We start from the raw sequence: 21,458 nt of genomic DNA, 5'->3' as shown, positions 1-21,458 counted from the left end.
GACCCCGGGAGCGGTCATGAACATCAAGGTCGTACGAGGCAATCCCACCCCCGAGGAGCTGGCCGCCGCTCTGGCGGTGGTCCGCTTCCGCGCCGCGGCGGCGTCGGCGACGCCGTCCGGCGCGGGAGCCCCGAGGGACGCCTGGTCGGACCCGTCCCGGATCGCGGCCCACCGCGTCCCGGCCCCGGGCCCGGCCTCGTGGACGCGCACCTACTGGCCGAGCTGACAGCACGTTCCAGGAGCGTGGGGAGCCGAGCACAGCGGTACGGCGGCACCGGGCGCCGATCTGAGTACCTCTACTCAGGCGCCCTCCGCGGTCCAGGCCCCACGCTGGGAGCATGCTGTGGTCAGACCCCGAGGACGAGCCGTCGAAAGAACTCCGCGACATGGAGGCGAAGCTGCGGCGGCTCGGCCTCTTCCTGGCTCTGGCCATGATCGTGATCCTGATCGCGATCGGTCTGAGGTGAGCCCGCCGTCGGCGATACGCTGGCCGCATGACTGACCAGCCCCGCCGTCGCCTCGTCCTCGCCTCCCAGTCCCCCGCCCGGCTCGGCCTGCTGCGGCAGGCGGGTCTCGCGCCCGAGGTGATCGTGAGCGGGGTCGACGAGGACGCCGTCACCGCGCCCACCCCGGCCGAGCTGGCCCTCGCCCTGGCCGAGGCCAAGGCCTCGGTGGTGGCGGCGCGGCCGGAGGTGCAGGGCGCCCTGGTGATCGGCTGCGACTCGGTCCTGGAGCTGGACGGGCAGGCGCTGGGCAAGCCCGCCGACGCCGAGGAGGCCACCGCCCGCTGGAAGGCGATGCGCGGGCGGGCCGGCATCCTGCAGACGGGGCACTGCGTCTGGGACACGACGGCCAAGCGGTACGTGTCCGCGACCGCCTCCACGCTGGTGCGTTTCGGGCACCCCTCGGACGAGGAGATCGCGGCCTACGTCGCCTCGGGCGAACCCCTCTACGTGGCCGGGGCCTTCACCCTGGACGGCCGCTCGGCGCCGTTCATCGAGGGCATCGACGGCGACCACGGCAACGTGATCGGCATCAGCCTGCCCCTGGTCCGCCGGCTGCTGGCCGAACTGGGTGTCGGCATCACCGAGTTGTGGGCACCGGCAGAGTGACCTGCGCGGGGACGGTGTCGTGCGGCCCGCCGCGCTCCACGTCCCCCTCGGCCCCCTCGCCCCGCTCACCCGTACGGCCGTGCGGCCCGCCTTCTTCCGGAGTTGCGGCCGGCGCGGACAGGGTCTTGCGCTCATCGGCCCCCTGCGGCGGCGCGACCGGTCCGGGCAGCGCCTCGGGGTCGCCGCTCGCCCCAGGGGCGCCGGCGGCCCGCTGCCGGCCGGCGTCGTCCTGGCGGTCGTACGTCATCAGGAGCAGGAGGATCAGCGCGAACACCACGACCATGAACAGGAACGCGGGCCGGCCCACCGGGCCCCAGCAGAAGGCGCCCAGCAGGGCGTGCACCACCGCGGCGCTGATGAGCAGGACACGCCCGAGGCCGGCGGGCGCGCGGTCGCGTATCGCGACCAGCAGGGCCACCAGGGCGCACAGGGCGAAGTAGAGGCCGAAGACCACGCCGCCGATCTTCGAGGACATCGACATCACGTCGGGGTCGAGACCGGCCAGGGACATCTTCTGGTGGTCCACGACCACTCCGAGGAACCAGTTCAGTGCTCCGATCGTGAACGCCTCGGCCAAGAGGACGAACGCCACGACCCACGCCACCGGTCTGCGCAACACCGGTCCCCACCCACTTTCGACCTCAGCCCGAGCAGAGCTGCTGTTACCCGAAGTACGTTCGTGTCATCGCGCACGCTACATGGGGGTCCCCCCTGCTCGTGAAGAGCTTTGGGGAGGGCAAAGCGAGGGACAAGGGTTCGTCCGGCGGCAAAGAATCATTGGGCCATTCGTAGGGACTCCACAAAGAAACCGAGTGGCCCGCAGCACGCTCTCACAGAGACCTTGGCCACATGACGGGGCTAGGGTTTTCCGGTGGAGTCCCGCGTACCAAGGCGCGACAAGGGCTTTCGTGGGTCGAGCGGGCCTGGCATCACGCTCCGTGTGGGCAAGCTCACCATTGGGGACGGGTCGTAGTGGCTCGTCGGCAGTCCCTAAACTCGGCTTGTTTCAAGGAGGGAGCCTCAATCGTGCGCAAGGTGCTCATCGCCAACCGTGGCGAAATCGCTGTCCGCGTTGCCCGGGCCTGCCGGGATGCCGGGATCGCGAGCGTGGCCGTATACGCCGACCCGGACCGGGACGCTCTGCACGTCCGCGCCGCGGATGAGGCGTTCGCCCTGGGCGGTGACACTCCGGCGACCAGTTACCTGGACATCGAGAAGGTGCTGAACGCCGCCCGCGAGTCCGGTGCGGACGCCATCCACCCCGGTTACGGCTTCCTCTCGGAGAACGCCGAGTTCGCTCAGGCGGTCCTGGACGCCGGTCTGATCTGGATCGGCCCGCCGCCGCAGGCCATCCGTGACCTCGGTGACAAGGTCGCCGCCCGGCACATCGCCCAGCGCGCCGGCGCGCCGCTGGTCGCCGGCACGTCCGACCCGGTGTCCGGCGCCGACGAGGTCGTGGCCTTCGCCGAGGAGCACGGCCTGCCGATCGCGATCAAGGCCGCCTTCGGCGGTGGCGGGCGCGGCCTGAAGGTCGCCCGCACCCTCGAAGAGGTCCCGGAGCTGTACGACTCCGCCGTCCGCGAGGCCGTCGCCGCCTTCGGCCGCGGCGAGTGCTTCGTCGAGCGCTACCTCGACCGGCCGCGCCACGTGGAGACGCAGTGCCTGGCCGACAAGCACGGCAACGTGGTCGTCGTCTCCACCCGTGACTGCTCGCTCCAGCGCCGCCACCAGAAGCTCGTCGAGGAGGCGCCCGCGCCGTTCCTGTCGGACGAGCAGGTCGCCGAGCTGTACCGCGCCTCCAAGGCCATCCTCAAGGAGGCCGCCTACGAGGGCGCCGGCACCTGTGAGTTCCTGGTCGGCCAGGACGGCACGATCTCCTTCCTGGAGGTCAACACCCGCCTCCAGGTCGAGCACCCGGTGACCGAGGAGGTCGCCGGCATCGACCTGGTCCGCGAGATGTTCCGTATCGCCGACGGCGAGGAGCTGGGCTACGGCGACCCGGAGCTGCGCGGCCACTCCTTCGAGTTCCGCATCAACGGCGAGGACCCGGGCCGCGGCTTCCTCCCGGCTCCCGGTACGGTCACCCGCTTCGACGCGCCGTCGGGCCCCGGTGTCCGGCTGGACGCGGGCGTGGAGTCCGGCTCGGTCATCGGCCCGGCCTGGGACTCCCTGCTCGCCAAGCTGATCGTCACCGGCCGCACCCGCAAGGAGGCCCTGGAGCGGGCCGCGCGCGCCCTGGACGAGTTCCAGGTCGAGGGCATGGCCACCGCCGTCCCGTTCCACCGCGTGGTCGTCCGGGACCCGGCGTTCGCCCCCGAGCTGACCGGCTCCGCCGACCCGTTCACGGTCCACACCCGCTGGATCGAGACCGAGTTCGTCAACGACATCAAGCCCTTCACCGCCCCCGCCGACGTCGAGGCGGACGAGGACACCGGCGGCCGTGAGACCGTCGTCGTCGAGGTCGGCGGCAAGCGCCTGGAGGTCTCCCTCCCGTCGTCGCTGGGCATGTCCCTGGCCCGCACCGGCCTCGCCGCCGGCGCCAAGCCGAAGCGCCGCGCCGCCAAGAAGTCCGGCCCCGTCGCCTCCGGCGACACCCTCGCCTCGCCCATGCAGGGCACCATCGTGAAGGTGGCGGTCGAGGAGGGCCAGGAGGTCAAGGAGGGCGACCTGGTCGTCGTCCTGGAGGCCATGAAGATGGAGCAGCCCCTCAACGCCCACAAGGCGGGCACCATCAAGGGCCTGGGTGCCGAGGTCGGCGCCTCCATCACGTCCGGCGCCGCGATCTGCGAGATCAAGGACTGACGCCCGCACTCAGGTGACGCCCGGTGGACCGGTTATCCGGTCTGCTGGGCGTCGCGCTTTTTGGCGCGCCTGACATCGGCCGGACCGAGAAGCACGGGACCACCCCACTGGCCCCGAACCCGGCCGAACGGCACCCACCTCAAGGGGCGCGGGGAACTGCGCGACCAGCCACGGCGCACCCGCGGCCGCACGACATCCGGGGCACCGCCCACGCACGGTCCACGAACCCACCGGACCCGGAGAGCTAACGGCGCCGCAGATCCGCGACGCGCCCCCGTTCGGTGCCCGCGGGCTGCTCCCCCAGTACGGAGGCCGACCGCAGCCCGGCCCCGGGCAGCTGACTCCGCCGGGGCCCGGGCACCCCCCGCTGACGCGCCGCGGGCCCCTGCTCACCCGCCGAGTGGTTTCCCGAGGCCCCCGCGACAGCGATCTGCACGCCCTGGTCGGCGAGCGCCTGCAGCTCGGTGGCGGCACGGTCGTCGTGCGCGGGCGGCTCGTCGGTGACCAGGCGGGTGATGACGTCGGTCGGCACCGTCTGGAACATCGTGTCGGTGCCGAGCTTGGTGTGGTCGGCGAGGACCACGACCTCCGCGGCGGCCTGGACGAGGGCGCGGTCGACGGACGCCGACAGCATGTTGGACGTGGACAGGCCGCGCTCGGCGGTCAGGCCACTGCCGGAGAGGAAGGCCTTCGAGACCCTCAGCCCCTGCAGGGACTGCTCGGCACCGGAGCCGACCAGCGCGTAGTTGGAGCCGCGCAGCGTACCGCCGGTCATCACGACCTCCACGCGGTTGGCGTGGGCGAGCGCCTGGGCGACCAGGAGGGAGTTGGTGACGACGGTCAGACCGGGTACCCGCGCGAGCCGGCGGGCCAGCTCCTGCGTGGTCGTACCCGCCCCGACCACGATGGCCTCGCCCTCTTCGACGAGGCCCGCGGCGAGGTCGGCGATGGCCGTCTTCTCCGCGGTCGCGAGATGGGACTTCTGCGGAAAGCCGGACTCCCGCGTGAATCCGCCCGGCAGTACCGCACCGCCGTGCCGGCGGTCGAGGAGTCCTTCTGCCTCCAGTGCGCGCACATCGCGCCGCACGGTCACTTCGGAGGTCTGGACGACGCGGGCGAGTTCACGGAGCGACACGGCCCCGTTCGCTCGCACCATTTCGAGGATCAATTGGCGACGTTCTGCAGCGAACACGAAACTGACAGTAACCCCAACGACCGTCTGCTTTCAGCAGTTTGCGCCGAATAACAGAAGTTGTTCGCAAGGGCGGGTGCGGGGTGGTATAGGAGTTAACCCACCCGCCTATGCCGCACGCATGCGCGACAACTCCCCGTGACCGACGGGGAGTCCGTGTCCGCGCAGGCCCGCCGTCAGGCCTCCGCGCTCGCCTTGCGCCCGTGCAGCTGGCGCGCCACCTCGGCGATCGACCCCGAGAGGGACGGGTAGACCGTGAACGCGTTCGCGATCTGTTCGACCGTCAGGTTGTTGTCGACGGCGATCGAGATGGGGTGGATGAGTTCCGACGCCCGCGGCGCGACGACCACGCCGCCGACGACGATCCCGGTGCCCGGACGGCAGAAGATCTTCACGAAGCCGTCCCGGATGCCCTGCATCTTCGCGCGCGGGTTGCGCAGCAGCGGCAGCTTCACGGCCCGCGCCTCGATCTTGCCCGCGTCGACGTCCGCCTGCGTGTAGCCGACGGTGGCGATCTCGGGGTCGGTGAAGACGTTCGAGGAGACGGTCTTGAGGTTGAGCGGGCTCACCGTGTCGCCGAGGAAGTGGTACATCGCGATGCGCCCCTGCATCGCGGCCACGGAGGCGAGGGCGAAGACACCGGTGACGTCGCCGGCCGCGTAGACGCCGGGGGCGCTGGTGCGCGACACCCGGTCGGTCCAGATGTGCCCGGACTCCTTCAGCCTGACGCCGGCCTCCTCCAGCCCCAGCCCCGCGCTGTTCGGGATGGCACCGACGGCCATGAGGCAGTGGCTGCCACTGATCACGCGGCCGTCGGCGAGGGTGACCTCGACGCGGTCGCCGACCCGCTTGGCGGACTGGGCGCGGGAGCGGGCCATGACGTTCATGCCGCGGCGCCGGAAGACGTCCTCCAGGACGGCGGCGGCGTCGGGGTCCTCGCCCGGCAGCACGCGGTCGCGGGAGGAGACCAGGGTGACCTTGGAGCCGAGCGCCTGGTAGGCGCCGGCGAACTCGGCGCCGGTGACGCCGGAGCCGACCACGATCAGCTCTTCCGGCAGCTCGGTGAGGTCGTAGACCTGCGTCCAGTTCAGGATGCGCTCACCGTCGGGCTGGGCGTCGGGCACCTCGCGCGGGTGACCGCCGGTGGCGATGAGGACGGCGTCGGCGACGAGGGTCTCCTCGGTGCCGTCGGCGGCCGTGACGACGACCTTGCGGGAGCCGTCGAGGGCCTGCATGCCCTCCAGCCGGCCGCGGCCGCGCATGACCCGGGCGCCGGCCCGCGTCACGGAGGCGGTGATGTCGTGCGACTGGGCGAGCGCGAGGCGCTTCACACGGCGGTTGACCTTGCCGAGGTCCACGCCGACCACCCGGGCCGCCTGTTCGACGTGCGGGGTGTCGTCGGCGACGATGATGCCCAGTTCCTCGTAGGAGGAGTCGAAGGTGGTCATCACCTCGGCCGTGGCGATGAGGGTCTTCGACGGCACGCAGTCGGTCAGCACCGACGCCCCGCCCAGACCGTCGCAGTCCACGACGGTCACCTCCGCGCCGAGCTGGGCGGCCGTGAGGGCCGCCTCGTATCCGCCGGGTCCGCCACCGATGATCACGATCCGAGTCACGTCCCCCATTGTCCCGCACCCTCGAACGGGTCACTCCCCGGGGGCACGGCCATGGGGAGGAAGAGACCTCTGAGGCGTGGGATACGGGAGTTCCCACTGCCGTACCCTCTCCCCCATGTCGCTCTATGCCGCGTACGCCGGCAACCTCGACGCGCGGCTGATGTCCCGCCGCGCCCCGCATTCCCCGCTGCGCGCCATCGGCTGGCTGAACGGCTGGCGGCTGACCTTCGGGGGCGAGCAGCTGGGCTGGGAGGGCGCGCTGGCGACACTCGTCGAGGGGCCCGGGGCGCAGGTCTTCGTCGGTCTGTACGACCTCACGCCGGCGGACGAGGAGTCGCTGGACCGGTGGGAGGGCGTCGGCCTCGGCATCTACCGGCGCGTGCGGGTGCGCGCGCACACGCTGGACGGCGAGGAGCCGGCCTGGGCGTACGTCCTCAACGGCTACGAGGGCGGCCTGCCCTCGGCCCGCTACCTCGGAGAGATCGCGGACGCGGCCGAGTCCGCGGGGGCGCCCCACGACTATGTGATGGAACTCCGCAAACGCCCCTGCTGACCGGCGGCCCTTTGCCCACCGCCTGCCAGAAACCGCATGACAACGATCGCAAACCCATGGGCTCTGTCATCTACGCGCGTAGGCGAAGACCGGCTACCCTCGTCGACGTGAACGCATCTCTCCTTCCGGACGACATCCAGGGCGACCCCTATGCGGCCGCCGACGCCGCCGCCGCGCGCCTGCGCGAGCTCACGGGCGCCGAGACCCACGACGTCGCCCTCGTGATGGGCTCCGGCTGGGCTCCGGCCGTCGACGCCCTGGGCGCGCCCGACGCCGAGTTCCAGGTCACCGAGCTGCCCGGCTTCCCGCCGCCGGCGGTCGAGGGGCACGGCGGAAAGATCCGCTCGTACTCCTTCGGTGACAAGCGCGCGCTGGTCTTCCTCGGCCGCACGCACTACTACGAGGGCCGCGGGGTGGCCGCCGTCGCGCACGGCGTCCGTACGGCCGTCGCCGCCGGCTGCAAGACCATCGTGCTCACCAACGGCTGCGGCGGTCTGCGCGAGGGCATGCGCCCCGGCCAGCCGGTGCTGATCAGCGATCACCTGAACCTGACGGCCACCTCCCCGATCGTCGGCGCCAACTTCGTCGACCTGACGGACCTGTACTCCCCGCGGCTGCGCGCCCTGTGCAAGGAGATCGACCCCTCCCTGGAGGAGGGCGTCTACGCGCAGTTCCCCGGCCCGCACTACGAGACCCCGGCCGAGATCCGCATGGCCCGCGTCATCGGCGCGGACCTCGTCGGCATGTCCACGGTCCTCGAGGCCATCGCCGCGCGTGAGGCGGGCGCCGAGGTGCTGGGCATCTCCCTGGTCACCAACCTCGCCGCGGGCATGACGGGCGAGCCCCTCAACCACGAGGAGGTCCTGCAGGCGGGCCGCGACTCGGCAGCCCGCATGGGCCAGCTGCTGACCCAGGTACTGGGCCGGCTGTAAGCGACTCCCGGACGAGAACGTGCCGCGCCGCGACGCGACACGACCCGCCCGGTACGACACGACCCGCCCGGTACGACGCGGACGCGGGACCGCCCGGCGTGAGGCTCAGACGCCTTGGCGGCCCCGCACACGGCCGCGGGCGGGCGGTGTCGGCACGTGGGCGCCGGGCCGGCCGTCCGGTTCCCGGCCGGACGGGCGGGAAAACGGGGACCTGGGGGCGGAGCCCCCAGCGGGACCAGGCAGACACAGGAGAGGTTGATCCCAAGGTGTACGACGATCTCATCGCCGAGGCCGACGCGTGGCTCGCGGAGGACCCGGACCAGGAGACCCGTGACGAACTGGCCAAGCTGATCGAGGCCGGCGACGTCGCGGAGCTCTCCGCCCGCTTCGGCGGCACCCTCCAGTTCGGCACCGCCGGTCTGCGGGGCGAACTCGGCGCCGGACCGATGCGCATGAACCGCTCCGTCGTCATCCGCGCCGCCGCGGGCCTCGCCGCGTACCTGAAGAAGAACGGCACCCCCCACGGGGGCGACGACGCCGGTATCGTCGCCATCGGCTACGACGCCCGCCACAAGTCCGCCGACTTCGCCCGGGACACCGCCGCCGTGATGACCGGCGCCGGCCTGCGTGCCGTCGTGCTGCCGCGCCCCCTGCCCACCCCCGTCCTGGCCTTCGCCATACGGCACCTGGGCGCGGTCGCGGGCGTGGAGGTCACGGCCAGCCACAACCCGCCCCGGGACAACGGCTACAAGGTCTACCTCGGCGACGGCTCCCAGATCGTGCCGCCCGCCGACGCGGAGATCGCCGCCGAGATCGACGCGATCGCCTCGCTGCACGACGTACCGCGCCCGGACGCGGGCTGGGAGATCCTCGACGACGCGGTCCTGGACGCCTACCTGGCCCGTACGGACGCCGTACTGGACGCGGGCTCCCCGCGCACGGCCCGCACGGTCTACACGGCGATGCACGGCGTCGGCAAGGACGTCCTGCTCGCCGCGTTCGCCCGCGCCGGCTTCCCCGAGCCGGTCCTGGTCGCCGAACAGGCCGAGCCGGACCCGGACTTCCCGACGGTCGCCTTCCCCAACCCGGAGGAGCCGGGCGCGATGGACCTGGCGTTCGCCCGGGCCCGCGCGAGCGACCCGGACCTCGTCATCGCCAACGACCCCGACGCGGACCGCTGCGCGGTGGCCGTCAAGGACGGCGGGGACTGGCGCATGCTGCGCGGCGACGAGGTCGGCGCGCTGCTCGCCGCCCACCTGGTCCGGCGCGGGGCCACCGGCACCTTCGCGGAGTCGATCGTCTCCTCCTCCCTGCTCGGCCGGATCGCCGCGAAGGCGGGCCAGCCGTACGAGGAGACGCTGACCGGCTTCAAGTGGATCGCCCGCGTCGAGGGCCTGCGCTTCGGCTACGAGGAGGCCCTCGGCTACTGCGTCGACCCGGACGGCGTGCGTGACAAGGACGGCATCACCGCCGCGCTCCTGATCACCGAACTGGCCTCGGTCCTCAAGGAGGAGGGCCGCACGCTGCTCGACCTCCTCGACGACCTGGCCGTGGAACACGGGCTGCACGCCACCGACCAGCTCTCGGTGCGCGTCGAGGACCTCTCCGTCATCTCCGACGCGATGCGCCGCCTGCGCGAGCGGCCGCCGACCGAGCTGGCGGGCCTCGCCATCACCCGGGCCGAGGACCTCACCCTGGGCACGGACCGGCTCCCGCCCACGGACGGGCTGCGCTACACCCTCGACGGCGCCCGCGTCATCGTGCGCCCCAGCGGCACCGAGCCCAAGCTGAAGTGCTACCTGGAGGTCGTCGTACCGGTCGCGACGCACGCCGGCCTGCCGGCCGCGCGCGCCCGCGCGGCCGAGCTGCTCGCGGGCGTCAAGCGTGACCTGTCGGCGGCGGCCGGCATCTGAACCCGCACGGACGCGAAACGGGGTGCCCCCTGCCGGGGGCACCCCGTTTCGTCGTCGTAGCGGCGGTCCGGGCGCGGCCGGCCGCCATCCGGGCTCAGCCGGTCGCCAGCAGCACCGCCAGCAGCACCGCACCCGCGAGCGCCGGCGCCATGACCTCGTAAGCCCAGCGGACCACGACCTCGCCCTGGGCCGGCGTCTCCTCGCCGCGGCGCTCCAGGGTCTCCCGCAGGTCGTCCATGATCTTGTCGGTCTCCGCGCGGGCGGGGACGGCCGTCGTGGCACCGCCGCCGAACGCGCCGAGGCTCCCGCCCCCACCGCCGAACCGCCCGCCGCGGCCACGGCCGCCCCGGGCTGCCTCGGCCGCGGCGCGGGCCTGGTTGCGGGTCGCCTTCTTCCGGGCGCGCAGCGAGACGGGGATGGCCCACAGCTGGTACTTGGTGCCGGACTTGGCGACGGCCTCGTTGGAGTAGCCGGAGCGCAGGGCGGCGACCTCGCCCCAGGGCAGGGTGACGACCCGGAAGGGGTTGCGGACCCGCAGCCGGTCCTCGTTCACGAAGACGGCCGGGCGGAGGGTGAAGGCGCCGACCAGCGGGAAGGCCAGGATCATCCCGGCGAGCGCCAGCCAGGGGGTGTGCCCGTGGCCGCGGAGCAGCGCGTCGACGCCGAGCCACGCCACGAGCACCAGCAGCAGCACGCCGCCCACGAGCGCCAGGGGCGAGCGGTAGATCCGGTCCTTGGCGAGGGGCACCGTGGGCTGCGGCGCGGGTGACTTGTGGTCCGGGGTCGTCATGCCCCGATTGTGCACGACACCGCCGCGACCTCCCGGGCCCGGCCCGATACCGGGTCTCATCTGTGATCTGGTCTGTGATCCGGGCTGGTTTCCGGGCTGTGATCCGGACTGTGCCCCGGACTGTGATCCGGGCCGGAACGAACCCCCGGGGGTATACAGCCGCTACGCGCGTAGATATGCTCGTCTGGTGACCATGCCCACCTCTGCACCCACAGCACACGCTCTCGCTGACGTCACCGGGTCCGACAGCACGCTGCGCCGCTTCCTCCACGGGCTGCCCGGCGTCGACGCGGTCGGCCTGGAGTCGCGAGCCGCGTCTCTTGGTACCCGTTCCATCAAGACCACCGCGAAGGCGTACGCCATCGACCTCGCCATCTCGATGGTCGACCTGACGACGCTGGAAGGCGCGGACACCCCGGGCAAGGTCCGGGCGCTCGGCGCCAAGGCGGTCCACCCGGACCCGACGGACCGGACGACCCCGACGACCGCCGCCGTCTGCGTCTACCCCGACATGGTGGCCGCCGCCAAGGAAGCCGTCGCCGGCTCCGGCGTGAAGGTCGCCTCGGTCGCCACCGCCTTCCCGGCCGGCCGCGCCGCCCTCGACGTCAAGCTGGCCGACGTGCGCGACGCCGTCTCCGCGGGTGCCGACGAGATCGACATGGTCATCGACCGCGGCGCGTTCCTCTCCGGCCACTTCATGAAGGTGTACGACGAGATCACCGCCGTGAAGGAGGCCTGCGGGACGAGCGCCCGGCTGAAGGTCATCTTCGAGACCGGCGAGCTGTCGACGTACGACAACATCCGCCGGGCGAGCTGGCTGGGCATGCTGGCCGGGGCCGACTTCATCAAGACGTCCACCGGCAAGGTCGCGGTCAACGCCACGCCCGCCAACACCCTGCTGATGCTGGAGGCGGTGCGCGACTTCCGCGCCCAGACCGGCGTCCAGATCGGCGTGAAGCCGGCCGGCGGCATCCGCACCACCAAGGACGCGATCAAGTTCCTGGTCCTGGTCAACGAGACCGCGGGCGAGGACTGGCTGGACAACCACTGGTTCCGCTTCGGCGCCTCCTCGCTCCTCAACGACCTGCTGATGCAGCGGCAGAAGCTGGCCACCGGCCGTTACTCCGGCCCTGACTACGTGACGGTGGACTGAGACCCATGAACATGGACAACACGTCATCCCTTTTCGAGTACGCGCCGGCGCCCGAGTCCCGCTCCGTCGTCGACATCGCGCCTTCCTACGGCCTGTTCATCGACGGTGAGTTCACCGAGGCGGCCGACGGCAAGGTCTTCAAGACGGTCTCCCCGAGCACCGAGGAAGTGCTGTCGGAGATCGCCCAGGCCGGCGAGGCCGACGTCGACCGCGCGGTCAAGGCCGCCCGCAAGGCGTTCGAGAAGTGGTCGGCGCTGCCCGGCTCCGAGCGCGCCAAGTACCTGTTCCGCATCGCCCGCATCATCCAGGAGCGCAGCCGTGAGCTGGCCGTCCTGGAGACGCTGGACAACGGCAAGCCGATCAAGGAGACCCGCGACGCGGACCTCCCGCTCGTCGCCGCGCACTTCTTCTACTACGCGGGCTGGGCCGACAAGCTCGACCACGCCGGCTACGGCGCCGCCCCGCGTCCGCTGGGCGTGGCCGGCCAGGTCATCCCGTGGAACTTCCCGCTGCTGATGCTGGCGTGGAAGATCGCCCCGGCGCTGGCGACCGGCAACACGGTCGTCCTCAAGCCCGCCGAGACGACCCCCCTCTCCGCCCTCTTCTTCGCCGACATCTGCCGCCAGGCGGGCCTGCCCAAGGGTGTCGTCAACATCCTTCCGGGCTACGGCGACGCGGGTGCCGCGCTGGTCGCGCACCCGGACGTGAACAAGGTGGCGTTCACCGGCTCCACCGCCGTGGGCAAGGAGATCGCCCGCACGGTCGCCGGCACGCGCAAGAAGCTCACCCTCGAACTGGGCGGCAAGGGCGCGAACATCGTCTTCGACGACGCCCCGATCGACCAGGCCGTCGAGGGCATCGTCACCGGCATCTTCTTCAACCAGGGCCAGGTCTGCTGCGCCGGTTCCCGCCTGCTGGTCCAGGAGTCGATCCAGGACGAGCTGCTGGACTCCCTCAAGCGCCGCCTGTCGACGCTGCGCCTGGGCGACCCGCTGGACAAGAACACCGACATCGGCGCGATCAACTCCGCCGAGCAGCTGGCCCGGATCACCGCGCTCGCGGACAAGGGCGAGGCCGAGGGCGCCGAGCGCTGGTCGCCGGCCTGCGAACTCCCCTCCTCCGGCTACTGGTTCGCCCCGACGCTGTTCACCGGCGTCACCCAGGCGCACACCATCGCCCGTGACGAGATCTTCGGCCCGGTGCTGTCGGTGCTCTCCTTCCGCACGCCCGACGAGGCGGTCGCCAAGGCGAACAACACGCAGTACGGCCTCTCGGCGGGCATCTGGACCGAGAAGGGCTCCCGGATCCTGGCCGTCGCCAACAAGCTGCGCGCCGGTGTCGTCTGGTCCAACACGTTCAACAAGTTCGACCCGACCTCGCCGTTCGGCGGTTACAAGGAGTCGGGCTTCGGCCGCGAGGGCGGTCGCCACGGCCTGGAGGCGTACCTCGATGTCTGAGAAGACCGAAAAGACCGAGCCCCGGCTGTCGGTCTTCAAGACCTACAAGCTGTACGTCGGCGGGAAGTTCCCGCGTTCCGAGAGCGGCCGGGTGTACGAGGTGACCGACTCCAAGAACAACTGGCTGGCGAACGCGCCCCTCTCGTCCCGCAAGGACGCCCGTGACGCCGTCGTGGCAGCGCGCAAGGCGTTCGGCGGCTGGGCGGGCGCGACCGCGTACAACCGCGGTCAGATCCTCTACCGCGTCGCGGAGATGCTGGAGGGCCGCAAGGAGCAGTTCGTCCGCGAGGTCGCCGAGGCCGAGGGCCTGACGAAGGCGAAGGCGACCGCGGTCGTGGACGCGACCATCGACCGCTGGGTCTGGTACGCGGGCTGGACCGACAAGATCGCCCAGGTGGTCGGCGGCGGCAACCCGGTCGCGGGCCCGTTCTTCAACCTCTCCTCCCCGGAGCCGACCGGTGTGGTCACCGTCGTCGCCCCGCAGGAGTCGTCGTTCCTGGGCCTGGTCTCGGTGCTCGCCCCGGTGATCGCCACCGGCAACACCGCGGTCGTGATCGCTTCCGAGAAGGCCCCGCTGCCCGCCCTGTCCCTGGGCGAGGTGCTGGCCACCTCCGACGTCCCGGGCGGTGTCGTCAACATCCTGTCCGGCCGTACGGCGGAGATCGCCGCGCCGCTGGCCGCGCACCAGGACGTCAACGCGATCGACCTCGCGGGCGCCGACGAGGTGCTGGCGAAGGAGCTGGAGATCGCGGCTGCGGACAACCTGAAGCGCGTCCTGCGTCCACAGGCTGTGGATTACTCCGCGACTCCCGGGATCGACCGGATGACGGCGTTCCTGGAGACCAAGACGGTCTGGCACCCGACGGGTTCGCTGGGCGCGTCGGGGTCGTCGTACTGACCGCATGACGGCCTGACGGCCCGACGGCCCGGTCGCACTGACGATCTGGGCGTACGGGCGGCCCGGCCGTATTGACGGCGGGCACGCCCGCACCGGCGGCCCGACGGCCGCCGCGGACCGAGAGCCGCGCCTCCCCTCCGTCCGGGGGCGGCGCGGCTCTCCGCGTACCGGGAGCCGGTCCGGTCAGCCCAGCGGGGCGGTCCGTCCCGCGCCGAGCAGGCCCATGGCCTGCCCGAGGACCGGGATGCTCCCGAGCGACCGCGCCTGCGCGACCGGGGCGGTCAGGGCCGTGGTGGCGACCGGCTTGAAGTCGGCCACCTGGGTGCCCAGCCCGTTGTCCAGCGGGTCCACTCCCGTCCCCGCGAGGGGGTTGGGCTTGAGGCCGGCGACCGGGCCGGTGACGTAGCCGACCGTGCCGGTGAGGACGGTCAGGCCGGCCTGCGGGTCGATGTCGCCGAGCGAGGTGGGCCGCCACGGCATGTCCACGACGGGGGTGGCCGCGTGCGCCGTCGCCGCGCCTCCCACCAGCGCCGCTCCTGCGGTCGCGACGGCGATCAGGGCGCGCTGCGCGGCGGGGTGCGGGGAGGAAGTGTGTCGGGCCATCGCTGGTGCCGCCTTCTGGTGCGCAGGGTAATGAGGTCGACACGTAGGGTAGTTGAGGTGTGACGCGCGCTCCAAAGCCGACCCGCGGGGTCGGCAGGAGGCTCGGCATGCGTCAAACTGGTGTTCCGTGAGCCTTCATCCGCCGTTCCTCGCCCGTGTCGTGCTGCTGTGCGGCCCCTCGGGCTCGGGCAAGTCACTCGTCGCCGCCCGTTCCGGGCTTCCCGTACTGCGCCTGGACGACTTCTACAAGGAGGGCGACGACCCGACGCTGCCACTGATGGACGGGAGTTCCCACACCGACTGGGACCACCCGCTGTCGTGGGACGCGGACGTCGCCGTCGAGGCCATCGCCCGGCTGTGCGCCACGCGCTCGACCCCCGTGCCGGTGTACGACATCGCGCTGAGCGCCCGCACCGGCGAGGAGGCGCTACACATCGGCGACTCGTCGCTGTTCATCGCGGAGGGCATCTTCGCCGCGGAGATCGTGGAGCGCTGCCGCGAGCGGGGTCTCCTCGCGGACGCGCTGTGTCTGTCCCGCGGCCCGGTCACCACCTTCCGCAGGCGCTTCCTGCGCGATCTGAAGGAGGGCCGCAAGTCGGTGCCGTTCCTGCTGCGGCGCGGCTGGCGGCTCATGCGCGCCGAGCGCGCGATCGTGGACCGCCAGGTCTCCCTGGGCGCACACCCCTGCGGCCGGGAAGAGGCGCTGAGCCGGCTCGCGTCGGCCGAGACCTGGCCCGGGACGCGGCAGCAGACGGCGGCGTGAGCGCCGTGCGGGTGCGGGAGCCGTAGGACTCGCGGACACCCAAACACGCAGGCACGCAGGCACGCAGGCACGCAGGCACGCAGGCACGCAGGCACGCAGGCACGCGAACGCGCGAAGCGGGACTGGATGGACCCCCCGGCCCCCCAGTCCCGCTTCCCGGTGCTCCCCCGAGCTCCCCCGTTCCCCCGTGCTTCCCCCGTTCCCCCCAGTACTCCCCCGTTTCCCCCGCGGGCCCACCCCCCAGTGGTCCCGCGTGGCTCCCCCGTGCTTCCCCCGTGGTCCCCCCGGACCTCTACCGCCCCGGTCTCAGGCGACCAGCTCGCCGAAGGCGTGCTGCTCGTCCCGGCCGAAGCTGAGAACCTCGTCGTCGCGCAGCCGGCGCAGCGAGCGCCAGATGCTGGACTTGACCGTGCCGACGCTGATGCCGAGTATGTCCGCGATCTCCGGGTCCGTGCGGCCCTCGTAGTAGCGCAGGACCAGCATGGTGCGCTGGGTCTCGGGCAGCCGGGCGAGCGCCTGCCACAGGACCGCGCGCAGCTCGGTGCCACGCATCGCGTCCGTCTCGCCGGGCGTCTCCGGCAGTTCCTCGGTCGGGTACTCGTTGAGCTTGCGGCGCCGCCAGGCGCTGATGTGCAGGTTGGTCATGGTGCGGCGCAGGTAGCCGCCGACCGCCGCCTTGTCACTGATCCGCTCCCACGCCCGGTACGTCGAGAACAGCGCGCTCTGCAGCAGGTCCTCGGCCTCGAAGCGGTCACCGGTCAGGTGGTAGGCGGTCGCGTACAGGGAGGCGCGGCGCTCCTGGACGTAGGCGGTGAACTCCGCCTCGGTCAGCGAGGTGCGCTGCTTCTCCCCCGAGTCCTCCCTGTACGCGGTTCCCCCGTGTGTTTCCCCCGTGTGCGCGTCAACCACCGTCATGAACCCGGTGTGCTGACGCCCGGCGACGCGAGCGCACCCCCGCATGCTCGCCCCGCCGGACTTCTCCGGCCCCCGGCACACGTCGTGCAGACGCGTGGCCACTGCGCTGGTGCTCAAGCCGCTCTTGCTGTGCAGCGTGTTCATCTCGCGCTCCCCGTCGTGGACTTCCGGTGACCCGGACAGTTCGGTGTCGCTCCCCCGTCCGTGCTGAAAAGCTTGCCGATCGACCTTCATGGACGTGTCAGCCGACTGTCACAGACCTGTCACAGGGGCCGGGAACCGTCACACCCCAAGGCCGCGTCCTCGTCCCGTCACCACGCGCACAGGTGCGGACGGTGTGCGGGTATCTGCGCCACGGTCGTACGGGAGCGGTCGCATGGGCAAGAATGTGGCCGTGCCTTCCCTGTTGCTGATCGAGGACGACGACGCCATCCGAACGGCCCTGGAGCTGTCCCTGACGCGCCAGGGACACCGGGTGGCCACCGCTGCCAGCGGCGAGGACGGTCTGAAGCTGCTGCGTGAACAGCGGCCGGACCTGATCGTGCTGGACGTGATGCTGCCCGGCATCGACGGGTTCGAGGTGTGCCGGCGCATCCGGCGCACCGACCAGTTGCCGATCATCCTGCTGACCGCGCGCAGCGACGACATCGACGTGGTCGTGGGCCTGGAGTCCGGCGCCGACGACTATGTCGTCAAGCCGGTGCAGGGCCGGGTGCTGGACGCCCGGATCCGGGCCGTGCTGCGCCGCGGGGAGCGTGAGTCCAGCGACTCGGCGACCTTCGGCAGCCTGGTCATCGACCGGTCCGCGATGACCGTCACGAAGAACGGCGAGGACCTCCAGCTGACGCCGACCGAGCTGCGGCTGCTGCTGGAGCTGAGCCGGCGGCCCGGTCAGGCGCTGTCGCGGCAGCAACTGCTGCGGCTGGTGTGGGAGCACGACTACCTGGGCGACTCCCGCCTGGTGGACGCGTGTGTGCAGCGGCTGCGGGCCAAGGTGGAGGACGTGCCCTCGTCCCCGACCCTGATCCGTACCGTCCGTGGTGTCGGCTACCGCCTGGACGCCCCTCAGTGACCGATACACAGGGGGGGCTGCGCGGCTGGGCCGCGGGGCACAGGGGAAGTCTTTCGCGGCTCAGGTTCACCAGCCTCAGGCTGCGGCTCGTCGTCGTCTTCGGGCTGGTCGCGCTGACCGCGGCCGTCTCGGCTTCGGGCATCGCCTACTGGCTGAACCGGGAGGCGGTGCTCACCCGCGCCCAGGACGCGGTGCTGCGCGACTTCCAGCAGGAGATGCAGAACCGCGCGGGCGCGCTGCCGGCACACCCCACGCAGGACGAACTGCAGCGCACGGCCGGGCAGATGGCGGGCAGCAGCCAGCGCTTCAGCGTGCTGCTGGTCGCGCAGGACACGAACGGCAAGACGGTGTACGGCAATTCGGGCGGCCTGAACGGCTTCTCGCTGCAGGACGTGCCCAGGTCGCTGCGCACCGCGGTGGACAAGCGGCAGAAGGTGGCCGGCGACAACAAGGCGCCGTACCACCTGTACTGGCAGCGGGTCACCGACCACGGGACGCCGTACCTGGTGGCCGGCACCAAGGTGATCGGGGGCGGCCCGACCGGCTACATGGCGAAGTCCCTGGAGCCGGAGGCGAAGGACCTCAACTCGCTGGCCTGGTCGCTGGGGATCGCCACCGGCCTCGCGCTGATCGGCTCCGCGCTGCTCGCACAGGCCGCCGCCACGACCGTGCTGAAGCCGGTGCACCGGCTCGGGGTGGCCGCCCGGCGGCTCGGCGAGGGCAGGCTGGACACCCGGCTGAGAGTGTCGGGGACCGATGAACTCGCCGATCTGTCACGGACGTTCAACAACGCGGCGGCTGCGCTGGAGAAGCGGGTCGCCGACATGGCCGCCCGTGACGAGTCCTCGCGCCGGTTCGTCGCCGACATGTCGCACGAGCTGCGCACTCCGCTGACCGCCATCACCGCCGTGACGGAGGTGCTGGAGGAGGAGCTGGAGTTCGAGTCGGGGAGCATCGACCCGATGATCGAGCCGGCCGTCCGGCTGGTGGTCAGCGAGACGCGGCGGCTGAACGACCTGGTCGAGAACCTGATGGAGGTCACCCGCTTCGACGCGGGCACCGCCCGCCTGGTCCTGGACGACGTCGACATCGCCGACCAGATCACCGCCTGCATCGACGCCCGTGCCTGGCTGGACGCCGTCGACCTGGACGCCGAACGCGGCATCCACGTCCTGCTCGACCCGCGTCGCCTGGACGTCATCCTCGCCAACCTGATCGGCAACGCGCTCAAGCACGGCGGCTCCCCGGTCCGGGTGTCGGTCCGCATCGACGACGGCGACGACGATCTCGTCATCGCGGTGCGCGACCACGGGCCGGGCATCCCCGAGGACGTCCTGCCGCACGTCTTCGACCGCTTCTACAAGGCCAGCGCCTCCCGGCCGCGCTCCGAGGGCAGCGGCCTGGGCCTGTCCATCGCGATGGAGAACGCCCACATCCACGGCGGCACGATCACCGCGGCCAACTCCCCCGACGGCGGGGCGGTGTTCACGTTCCGGCTGCCACGCGACGCCTCACGGCCGACGGAGGAGGACGAGGCCAAGGACGGCACGCCCGGCCCGGCCGGGGACACCGGCAGGGGGGCGGAGAGGTCATGACCGCACGGACCGTACGGCGCCTGCTGGCGCTGCCCCTCCTGGGCGCGCTGCTCGCCGGCTGCGGCATCCAGGCCACCGAGGTACCGACGGACTTCGGCGGCGCGCCGTCGCGGGTGCCGTGCTCGCTGGCCGGGCCCGACGCCGCCACGCAGTCCTCGCACGGGGTGCCCGTGCAGGTCTTCCTGCTGTGCGGCTCGTCCCTGGTCACCGTCGACCGGACCGTGCGCGTCCCGGAGGGCACCCCGGACGCGAAGCGCCGGGTCATGGTCGCGCAGGGGCTGCTGGACCAGCTCGCCGCGTCCCCGCCGGCCGCGGAACGGGCGGCGGGCTATCTGACGTACGTGCCGGGCGGCCTGACCGTGGCCGGCCCCGGCCCCAAGGACCCGGAGGAGGCGCTGCGCCTCGGCACCGCCCCCGGCCGCCTCAGCTCCTACGCGCTCGCCCAGACCGTCTGCACCCTCTCCGACTCGGCCGCCGCCGACGGCGACGGCTCGGTCGTCCTCGGCGGCCCGGGCACCGCCCCCCTGCGCCGCTACGAGTGCACCGTCGACGTCCGCGACCGCCCCGGCAACTCGGAGCCGCCCTCCAGCGAGGTCACGGCGGGCTGAACGGGCGCGGTCCGGTGGTGTGGCGGACGCCTCACGGGCCGCGGGGTGGGTGTCGCGGAACCGATCGCGCACGGGGGCGCGTCTTGGGGGGCGTGCAGCATCAAGGCTCCATCGGCGGCAGCGCCGCGATCCGCATCCGTGTGACCGGGGGTGTCCTCCTCGTCGCCCATCTCGGGCTCGTCGCATGGCTGATGCTGCGGCCTCTGGACGTCCCCTGGGTGATGCCCGCCAACCTGCGTCCGCTGGCCGGTGTCCGCGCCGATCTGGCGCTGGGCTGGCCGGCGGCGGTGCGCCCCCTCGGTGAGGGGCTGGCGCTGCTCGCGCCGCTGGGCGTGCTGCTGCCGATGGCCGACGGCAGGCTCGCCGTGTCCCCGCTCGCGTCCCTGACGCGTACGGTGGCGGCGGGCGCCCTGATCTCGCTGGGCATCGCCCTGCTGCAGACCGGGGTACCCGGCCGGGTCGTGGACGTGGACTCGCTGCTGCTGAACACCGTGGGCGTGGCGCTGGCCCACCTGGCCGTCGTACCGGCGGGGCGGGCGTGGCTGCGGCGGCGCGGGGCGCGGTGTCATGGCGCGGCCGGGCAGACGGCCGGCGTTCAGGAGGAGCTGTCTCAGGGGCGTACCCCGACGATTCCCAGGGTCGGGATCGCCCCGTAGAGCGACGCTTCGTCCCCCTTCGTCTCCGTACCGTGGGAGAGAGACAACAGCCCGGCTCACTTCACGAAGGAGCCGGCGACCACGGAGGAGCGACCATGACCGCCCTTGCCCGCCCCACCCACGGCCGCATGATCGGCGGAGTGTGCGCCGCGCTGGCCCGCCGCTGCGGCGTCTCCGCCACGACGATGCGGGTGATATTCCTGCTCTCCTGCCTGCTCCCCGGACCCCAGTTCCTGCTCTACCTCGCGCTGTGGATCGTGCTGCCGTCCGAGGACAAGGTGCGCGCCGCCGCCCGGTGAGCCCGACGGCCGGCGTGCCCGGCAAGGCAACTGGCGCGCCCGACGGCCGGCGCGCGAGACGACCGGCGTGGCCGGCGGTCGGCGCGCGAGACGCCGCCGGGGCGCTCCCGGGGCGTCCGGGTGCGCCCCCGCGGCGTCGATCCGTGCGGCGACGTCAGCCGAGCGGGATCCCGTTCACCGGCACGCCGTGCGTGGGCAGGCCCTTCAGCGGCAGACCGCCGAGCAGCCCGGCGACCGGCGCGGTCGGGCCCTGGGCCAGAACCTTCTGGACGGCCGGCTGAGCGGCGGCCACCCCGGCACCGAGGGCGCCCTGCCCCTGGGTGAGGGCCTCGCCGGCGCCCGGCAGGGTCTGGGCGACGGAGTCCAGGGCGGTCGTGGCATCCGGGACGGCCGGGGCCGCGTGGGCCGCGCCCGCGCCGACGGCGGCGAAAGCGGCACCGAGGGCGGCGACACCGAGGGTCTTGGCAGCAGACTGCTTCATGATAAATGCGTCCTTGGAAACGGAGACAGCGATCGCGGAGGATCTGAG

General features: G+C 72.4%; 22 protein-coding genes and 1 pseudogene. 16 read left to right on the top strand and 7 right to left on the bottom strand.

Going from position 1 to position 21,458, the window contains the following annotated elements; genetic code table 11:
- Nucleotides 1-16 precede the first annotated feature (16 nt).
- The 3 genes from OIB37_RS23020 to OIB37_RS23010 all read left to right on the top strand — a co-directional run bounded on the left by OIB37_RS23020 (nt 17) and on the right by OIB37_RS23010 (nt 1,112).
- Nucleotides 17-226 carry an acyl-CoA carboxylase subunit epsilon gene (locus OIB37_RS23020; RefSeq protein WP_330459488.1) on the top strand — a complete coding sequence of 70 codons (210 nt, stop codon included), beginning with the start codon at nt 17-19 and terminating at the stop codon, nt 224-226.
- Nucleotides 227-338: 112 nt separating this feature from the next.
- Nucleotides 339-467 (top strand): morphogenic membrane protein MmpB, encoded by a 129-nt coding sequence (mmpB, locus tag OIB37_RS23015; protein WP_330459487.1) that lies wholly within the window; start codon nt 339-341, stop codon nt 465-467.
- A gap of 27 nt (nt 468-494) precedes the next feature.
- Entirely contained in the window at nt 495-1,112 is a 618-nt protein-coding gene (locus OIB37_RS23010; RefSeq protein ID WP_330459486.1) for a Maf family protein, read from the top strand.
- A gap of 148 nt (nt 1,113-1,260) precedes the next feature.
- Here OIB37_RS23010 and OIB37_RS23005 read toward each other — a convergent pair.
- Nucleotides 1,261-1,731, bottom strand: a pseudogene (locus OIB37_RS23005) (hypothetical protein); the annotation flags it as partial.
- A 407-nt stretch (nt 1,732-2,138) separates the two neighbouring features.
- Between OIB37_RS23005 and OIB37_RS23000 the strand changes: the two are divergent.
- Nucleotides 2,139-3,914, top strand: coding sequence for an acetyl/propionyl/methylcrotonyl-CoA carboxylase subunit alpha (locus OIB37_RS23000; RefSeq protein WP_330459484.1), 1,776 nt, complete (start codon nt 2,139-2,141; stop codon nt 3,912-3,914).
- 244 nt (nt 3,915-4,158) lie between these two features.
- Here the strand turns inward: OIB37_RS23000 and OIB37_RS22995 are convergent, their stop codons facing one another.
- Both OIB37_RS22995 and OIB37_RS22990 read right to left on the bottom strand, forming a co-directional pair.
- The gene (locus OIB37_RS22995) at nt 4,159-5,106 is read right to left on the bottom strand and encodes a DeoR/GlpR family DNA-binding transcription regulator (protein ID WP_330459483.1); all 948 of its coding nucleotides are present in this window, start codon (nt 5,104-5,106) and stop codon (nt 4,159-4,161) included.
- Nucleotides 5,107-5,282: 176 nt separating this feature from the next.
- Nucleotides 5,283-6,731, bottom strand: coding sequence for an NAD(P)H-quinone dehydrogenase (locus OIB37_RS22990; protein WP_330459482.1), 1,449 nt, complete (start codon nt 6,729-6,731; stop codon nt 5,283-5,285).
- A 106-nt stretch (nt 6,732-6,837) separates the two neighbouring features.
- On the opposite strand from OIB37_RS22990, the gene OIB37_RS22985 reads away from it, so the two are divergent.
- The 3 genes from OIB37_RS22985 (at nt 6,838) to OIB37_RS22975 (ending at nt 10,120) form a co-directional block, all read left to right on the top strand.
- On the top strand, nt 6,838-7,275 hold the full coding sequence (locus OIB37_RS22985; RefSeq protein ID WP_330459481.1) for a gamma-glutamylcyclotransferase: 438 nt from the start codon (nt 6,838-6,840) through the stop codon (nt 7,273-7,275).
- Nucleotides 7,276-7,382: 107 nt separating this feature from the next.
- Nucleotides 7,383-8,207, top strand: a complete 825-nt coding sequence (locus tag OIB37_RS22980) for a purine-nucleoside phosphorylase (protein ID WP_330459480.1) — start codon at nt 7,383-7,385, stop codon at nt 8,205-8,207.
- A 266-nt stretch (nt 8,208-8,473) separates the two neighbouring features.
- Nucleotides 8,474-10,120 carry a phospho-sugar mutase gene (locus tag OIB37_RS22975; RefSeq protein ID WP_330459479.1) on the top strand — a complete coding sequence of 549 codons (1,647 nt, stop codon included), beginning with the start codon at nt 8,474-8,476 and terminating at the stop codon, nt 10,118-10,120.
- A gap of 94 nt (nt 10,121-10,214) precedes the next feature.
- Here OIB37_RS22975 and OIB37_RS22970 read toward each other — a convergent pair whose 3' ends face one another.
- A complete protein-coding gene (locus tag OIB37_RS22970) occupies nt 10,215-10,910 on the bottom strand; it encodes a PH domain-containing protein (RefSeq protein ID WP_330459478.1) in 696 nt (231 codons plus the stop codon).
- A gap of 193 nt (nt 10,911-11,103) precedes the next feature.
- Between OIB37_RS22970 and deoC the strand changes: the two genes are divergently transcribed.
- From deoC to OIB37_RS22955, 3 genes are read left to right on the top strand one after another with little or no spacing between them, the layout of a single operon-like run.
- Nucleotides 11,104-12,063 (top strand): deoxyribose-phosphate aldolase, encoded by a 960-nt coding sequence (gene deoC, locus OIB37_RS22965; protein ID WP_330461940.1) that lies wholly within the window; start codon nt 11,104-11,106, stop codon nt 12,061-12,063.
- 11 nt (nt 12,064-12,074) lie between these two features.
- Nucleotides 12,075-13,520: an aldehyde dehydrogenase family protein gene (locus tag OIB37_RS22960; protein WP_330461939.1), complete on the top strand. Its 1,446-nt coding sequence runs from the start codon at nt 12,075-12,077 to the stop codon at nt 13,518-13,520.
- On the top strand, nt 13,513-14,418 hold the full coding sequence (locus OIB37_RS22955) for an aldehyde dehydrogenase family protein (protein WP_330459477.1): 906 nt from the start codon (nt 13,513-13,515) through the stop codon (nt 14,416-14,418). The genes OIB37_RS22960 and OIB37_RS22955 overlap by 8 nt, the downstream gene beginning before the upstream one ends.
- 183 nt (nt 14,419-14,601) lie before the next feature.
- On the opposite strand, the gene OIB37_RS22950 is transcribed toward OIB37_RS22955, so the two are convergent.
- Nucleotides 14,602-15,021, bottom strand: a complete 420-nt coding sequence (locus tag OIB37_RS22950; protein ID WP_330459476.1) for a hypothetical protein — start codon at nt 15,019-15,021, stop codon at nt 14,602-14,604.
- A gap of 160 nt (nt 15,022-15,181) precedes the next feature.
- Between OIB37_RS22950 and OIB37_RS22945 the strand changes: the two genes are divergently transcribed.
- Nucleotides 15,182-15,784, top strand: coding sequence for a uridine kinase family protein (locus tag OIB37_RS22945; RefSeq protein ID WP_330461938.1), 603 nt, complete (start codon nt 15,182-15,184; stop codon nt 15,782-15,784).
- Between the two features lie 306 nt (nt 15,785-16,090).
- Here the strand turns inward: OIB37_RS22945 and OIB37_RS22940 are convergent, their stop codons facing one another.
- Complete coding sequence (locus OIB37_RS22940; protein ID WP_330459475.1) at nt 16,091-16,843, bottom strand: SigE family RNA polymerase sigma factor; 753 nt, start codon at nt 16,841-16,843, stop codon at nt 16,091-16,093.
- Nucleotides 16,844-17,093: 250 nt separating this feature from the next.
- Between OIB37_RS22940 and afsQ1 the strand changes: the two genes are divergently transcribed.
- The 5 genes from afsQ1 (at nt 17,094) to OIB37_RS22915 (ending at nt 20,929) form a co-directional block, all read left to right on the top strand.
- The gene (gene afsQ1, locus OIB37_RS22935) at nt 17,094-17,771 is read left to right on the top strand and encodes a two-component system response regulator AfsQ1 (RefSeq protein WP_031024517.1); all 678 of its coding nucleotides are present in this window, start codon (nt 17,094-17,096) and stop codon (nt 17,769-17,771) included.
- The gene (locus tag OIB37_RS22930; RefSeq protein ID WP_330459474.1) at nt 17,768-19,366 is read left to right on the top strand and encodes a HAMP domain-containing sensor histidine kinase; all 1,599 of its coding nucleotides are present in this window, start codon (nt 17,768-17,770) and stop codon (nt 19,364-19,366) included. The genes afsQ1 and OIB37_RS22930 overlap by 4 nt, the downstream gene beginning before the upstream one ends.
- Complete coding sequence (locus OIB37_RS22925; protein ID WP_330459473.1) at nt 19,363-19,974, top strand: hypothetical protein; 612 nt, start codon at nt 19,363-19,365, stop codon at nt 19,972-19,974. The genes OIB37_RS22930 and OIB37_RS22925 overlap by 4 nt, the downstream gene beginning before the upstream one ends.
- 92 nt (nt 19,975-20,066) lie before the next feature.
- On the top strand, nt 20,067-20,630 hold the full coding sequence (locus OIB37_RS22920) for a VanZ family protein (protein WP_330459472.1): 564 nt from the start codon (nt 20,067-20,069) through the stop codon (nt 20,628-20,630).
- Nucleotides 20,631-20,725: 95 nt separating this feature from the next.
- Entirely contained in the window at nt 20,726-20,929 is a 204-nt protein-coding gene (locus tag OIB37_RS22915; protein ID WP_330459471.1) for a PspC domain-containing protein, read from the top strand.
- A gap of 154 nt (nt 20,930-21,083) precedes the next feature.
- Here the strand turns inward: OIB37_RS22915 and OIB37_RS22910 are convergent, their stop codons facing one another.
- Nucleotides 21,084-21,410, bottom strand: coding sequence for an ATP-binding protein (locus tag OIB37_RS22910; RefSeq protein WP_330459470.1), 327 nt, complete (start codon nt 21,408-21,410; stop codon nt 21,084-21,086).
- Nucleotides 21,411-21,458 lie beyond the last annotated feature (48 nt).

The organism is Streptomyces sp. NBC_00820 (assembly GCF_036347055.1).
Lineage (GTDB): Bacteria > Actinomycetota > Actinomycetes > Streptomycetales > Streptomycetaceae > Streptomyces.
The sequence above is the reverse complement of the archived record's forward strand: the minus strand, read 5'-3'. Positions and strand labels throughout refer to the sequence as shown.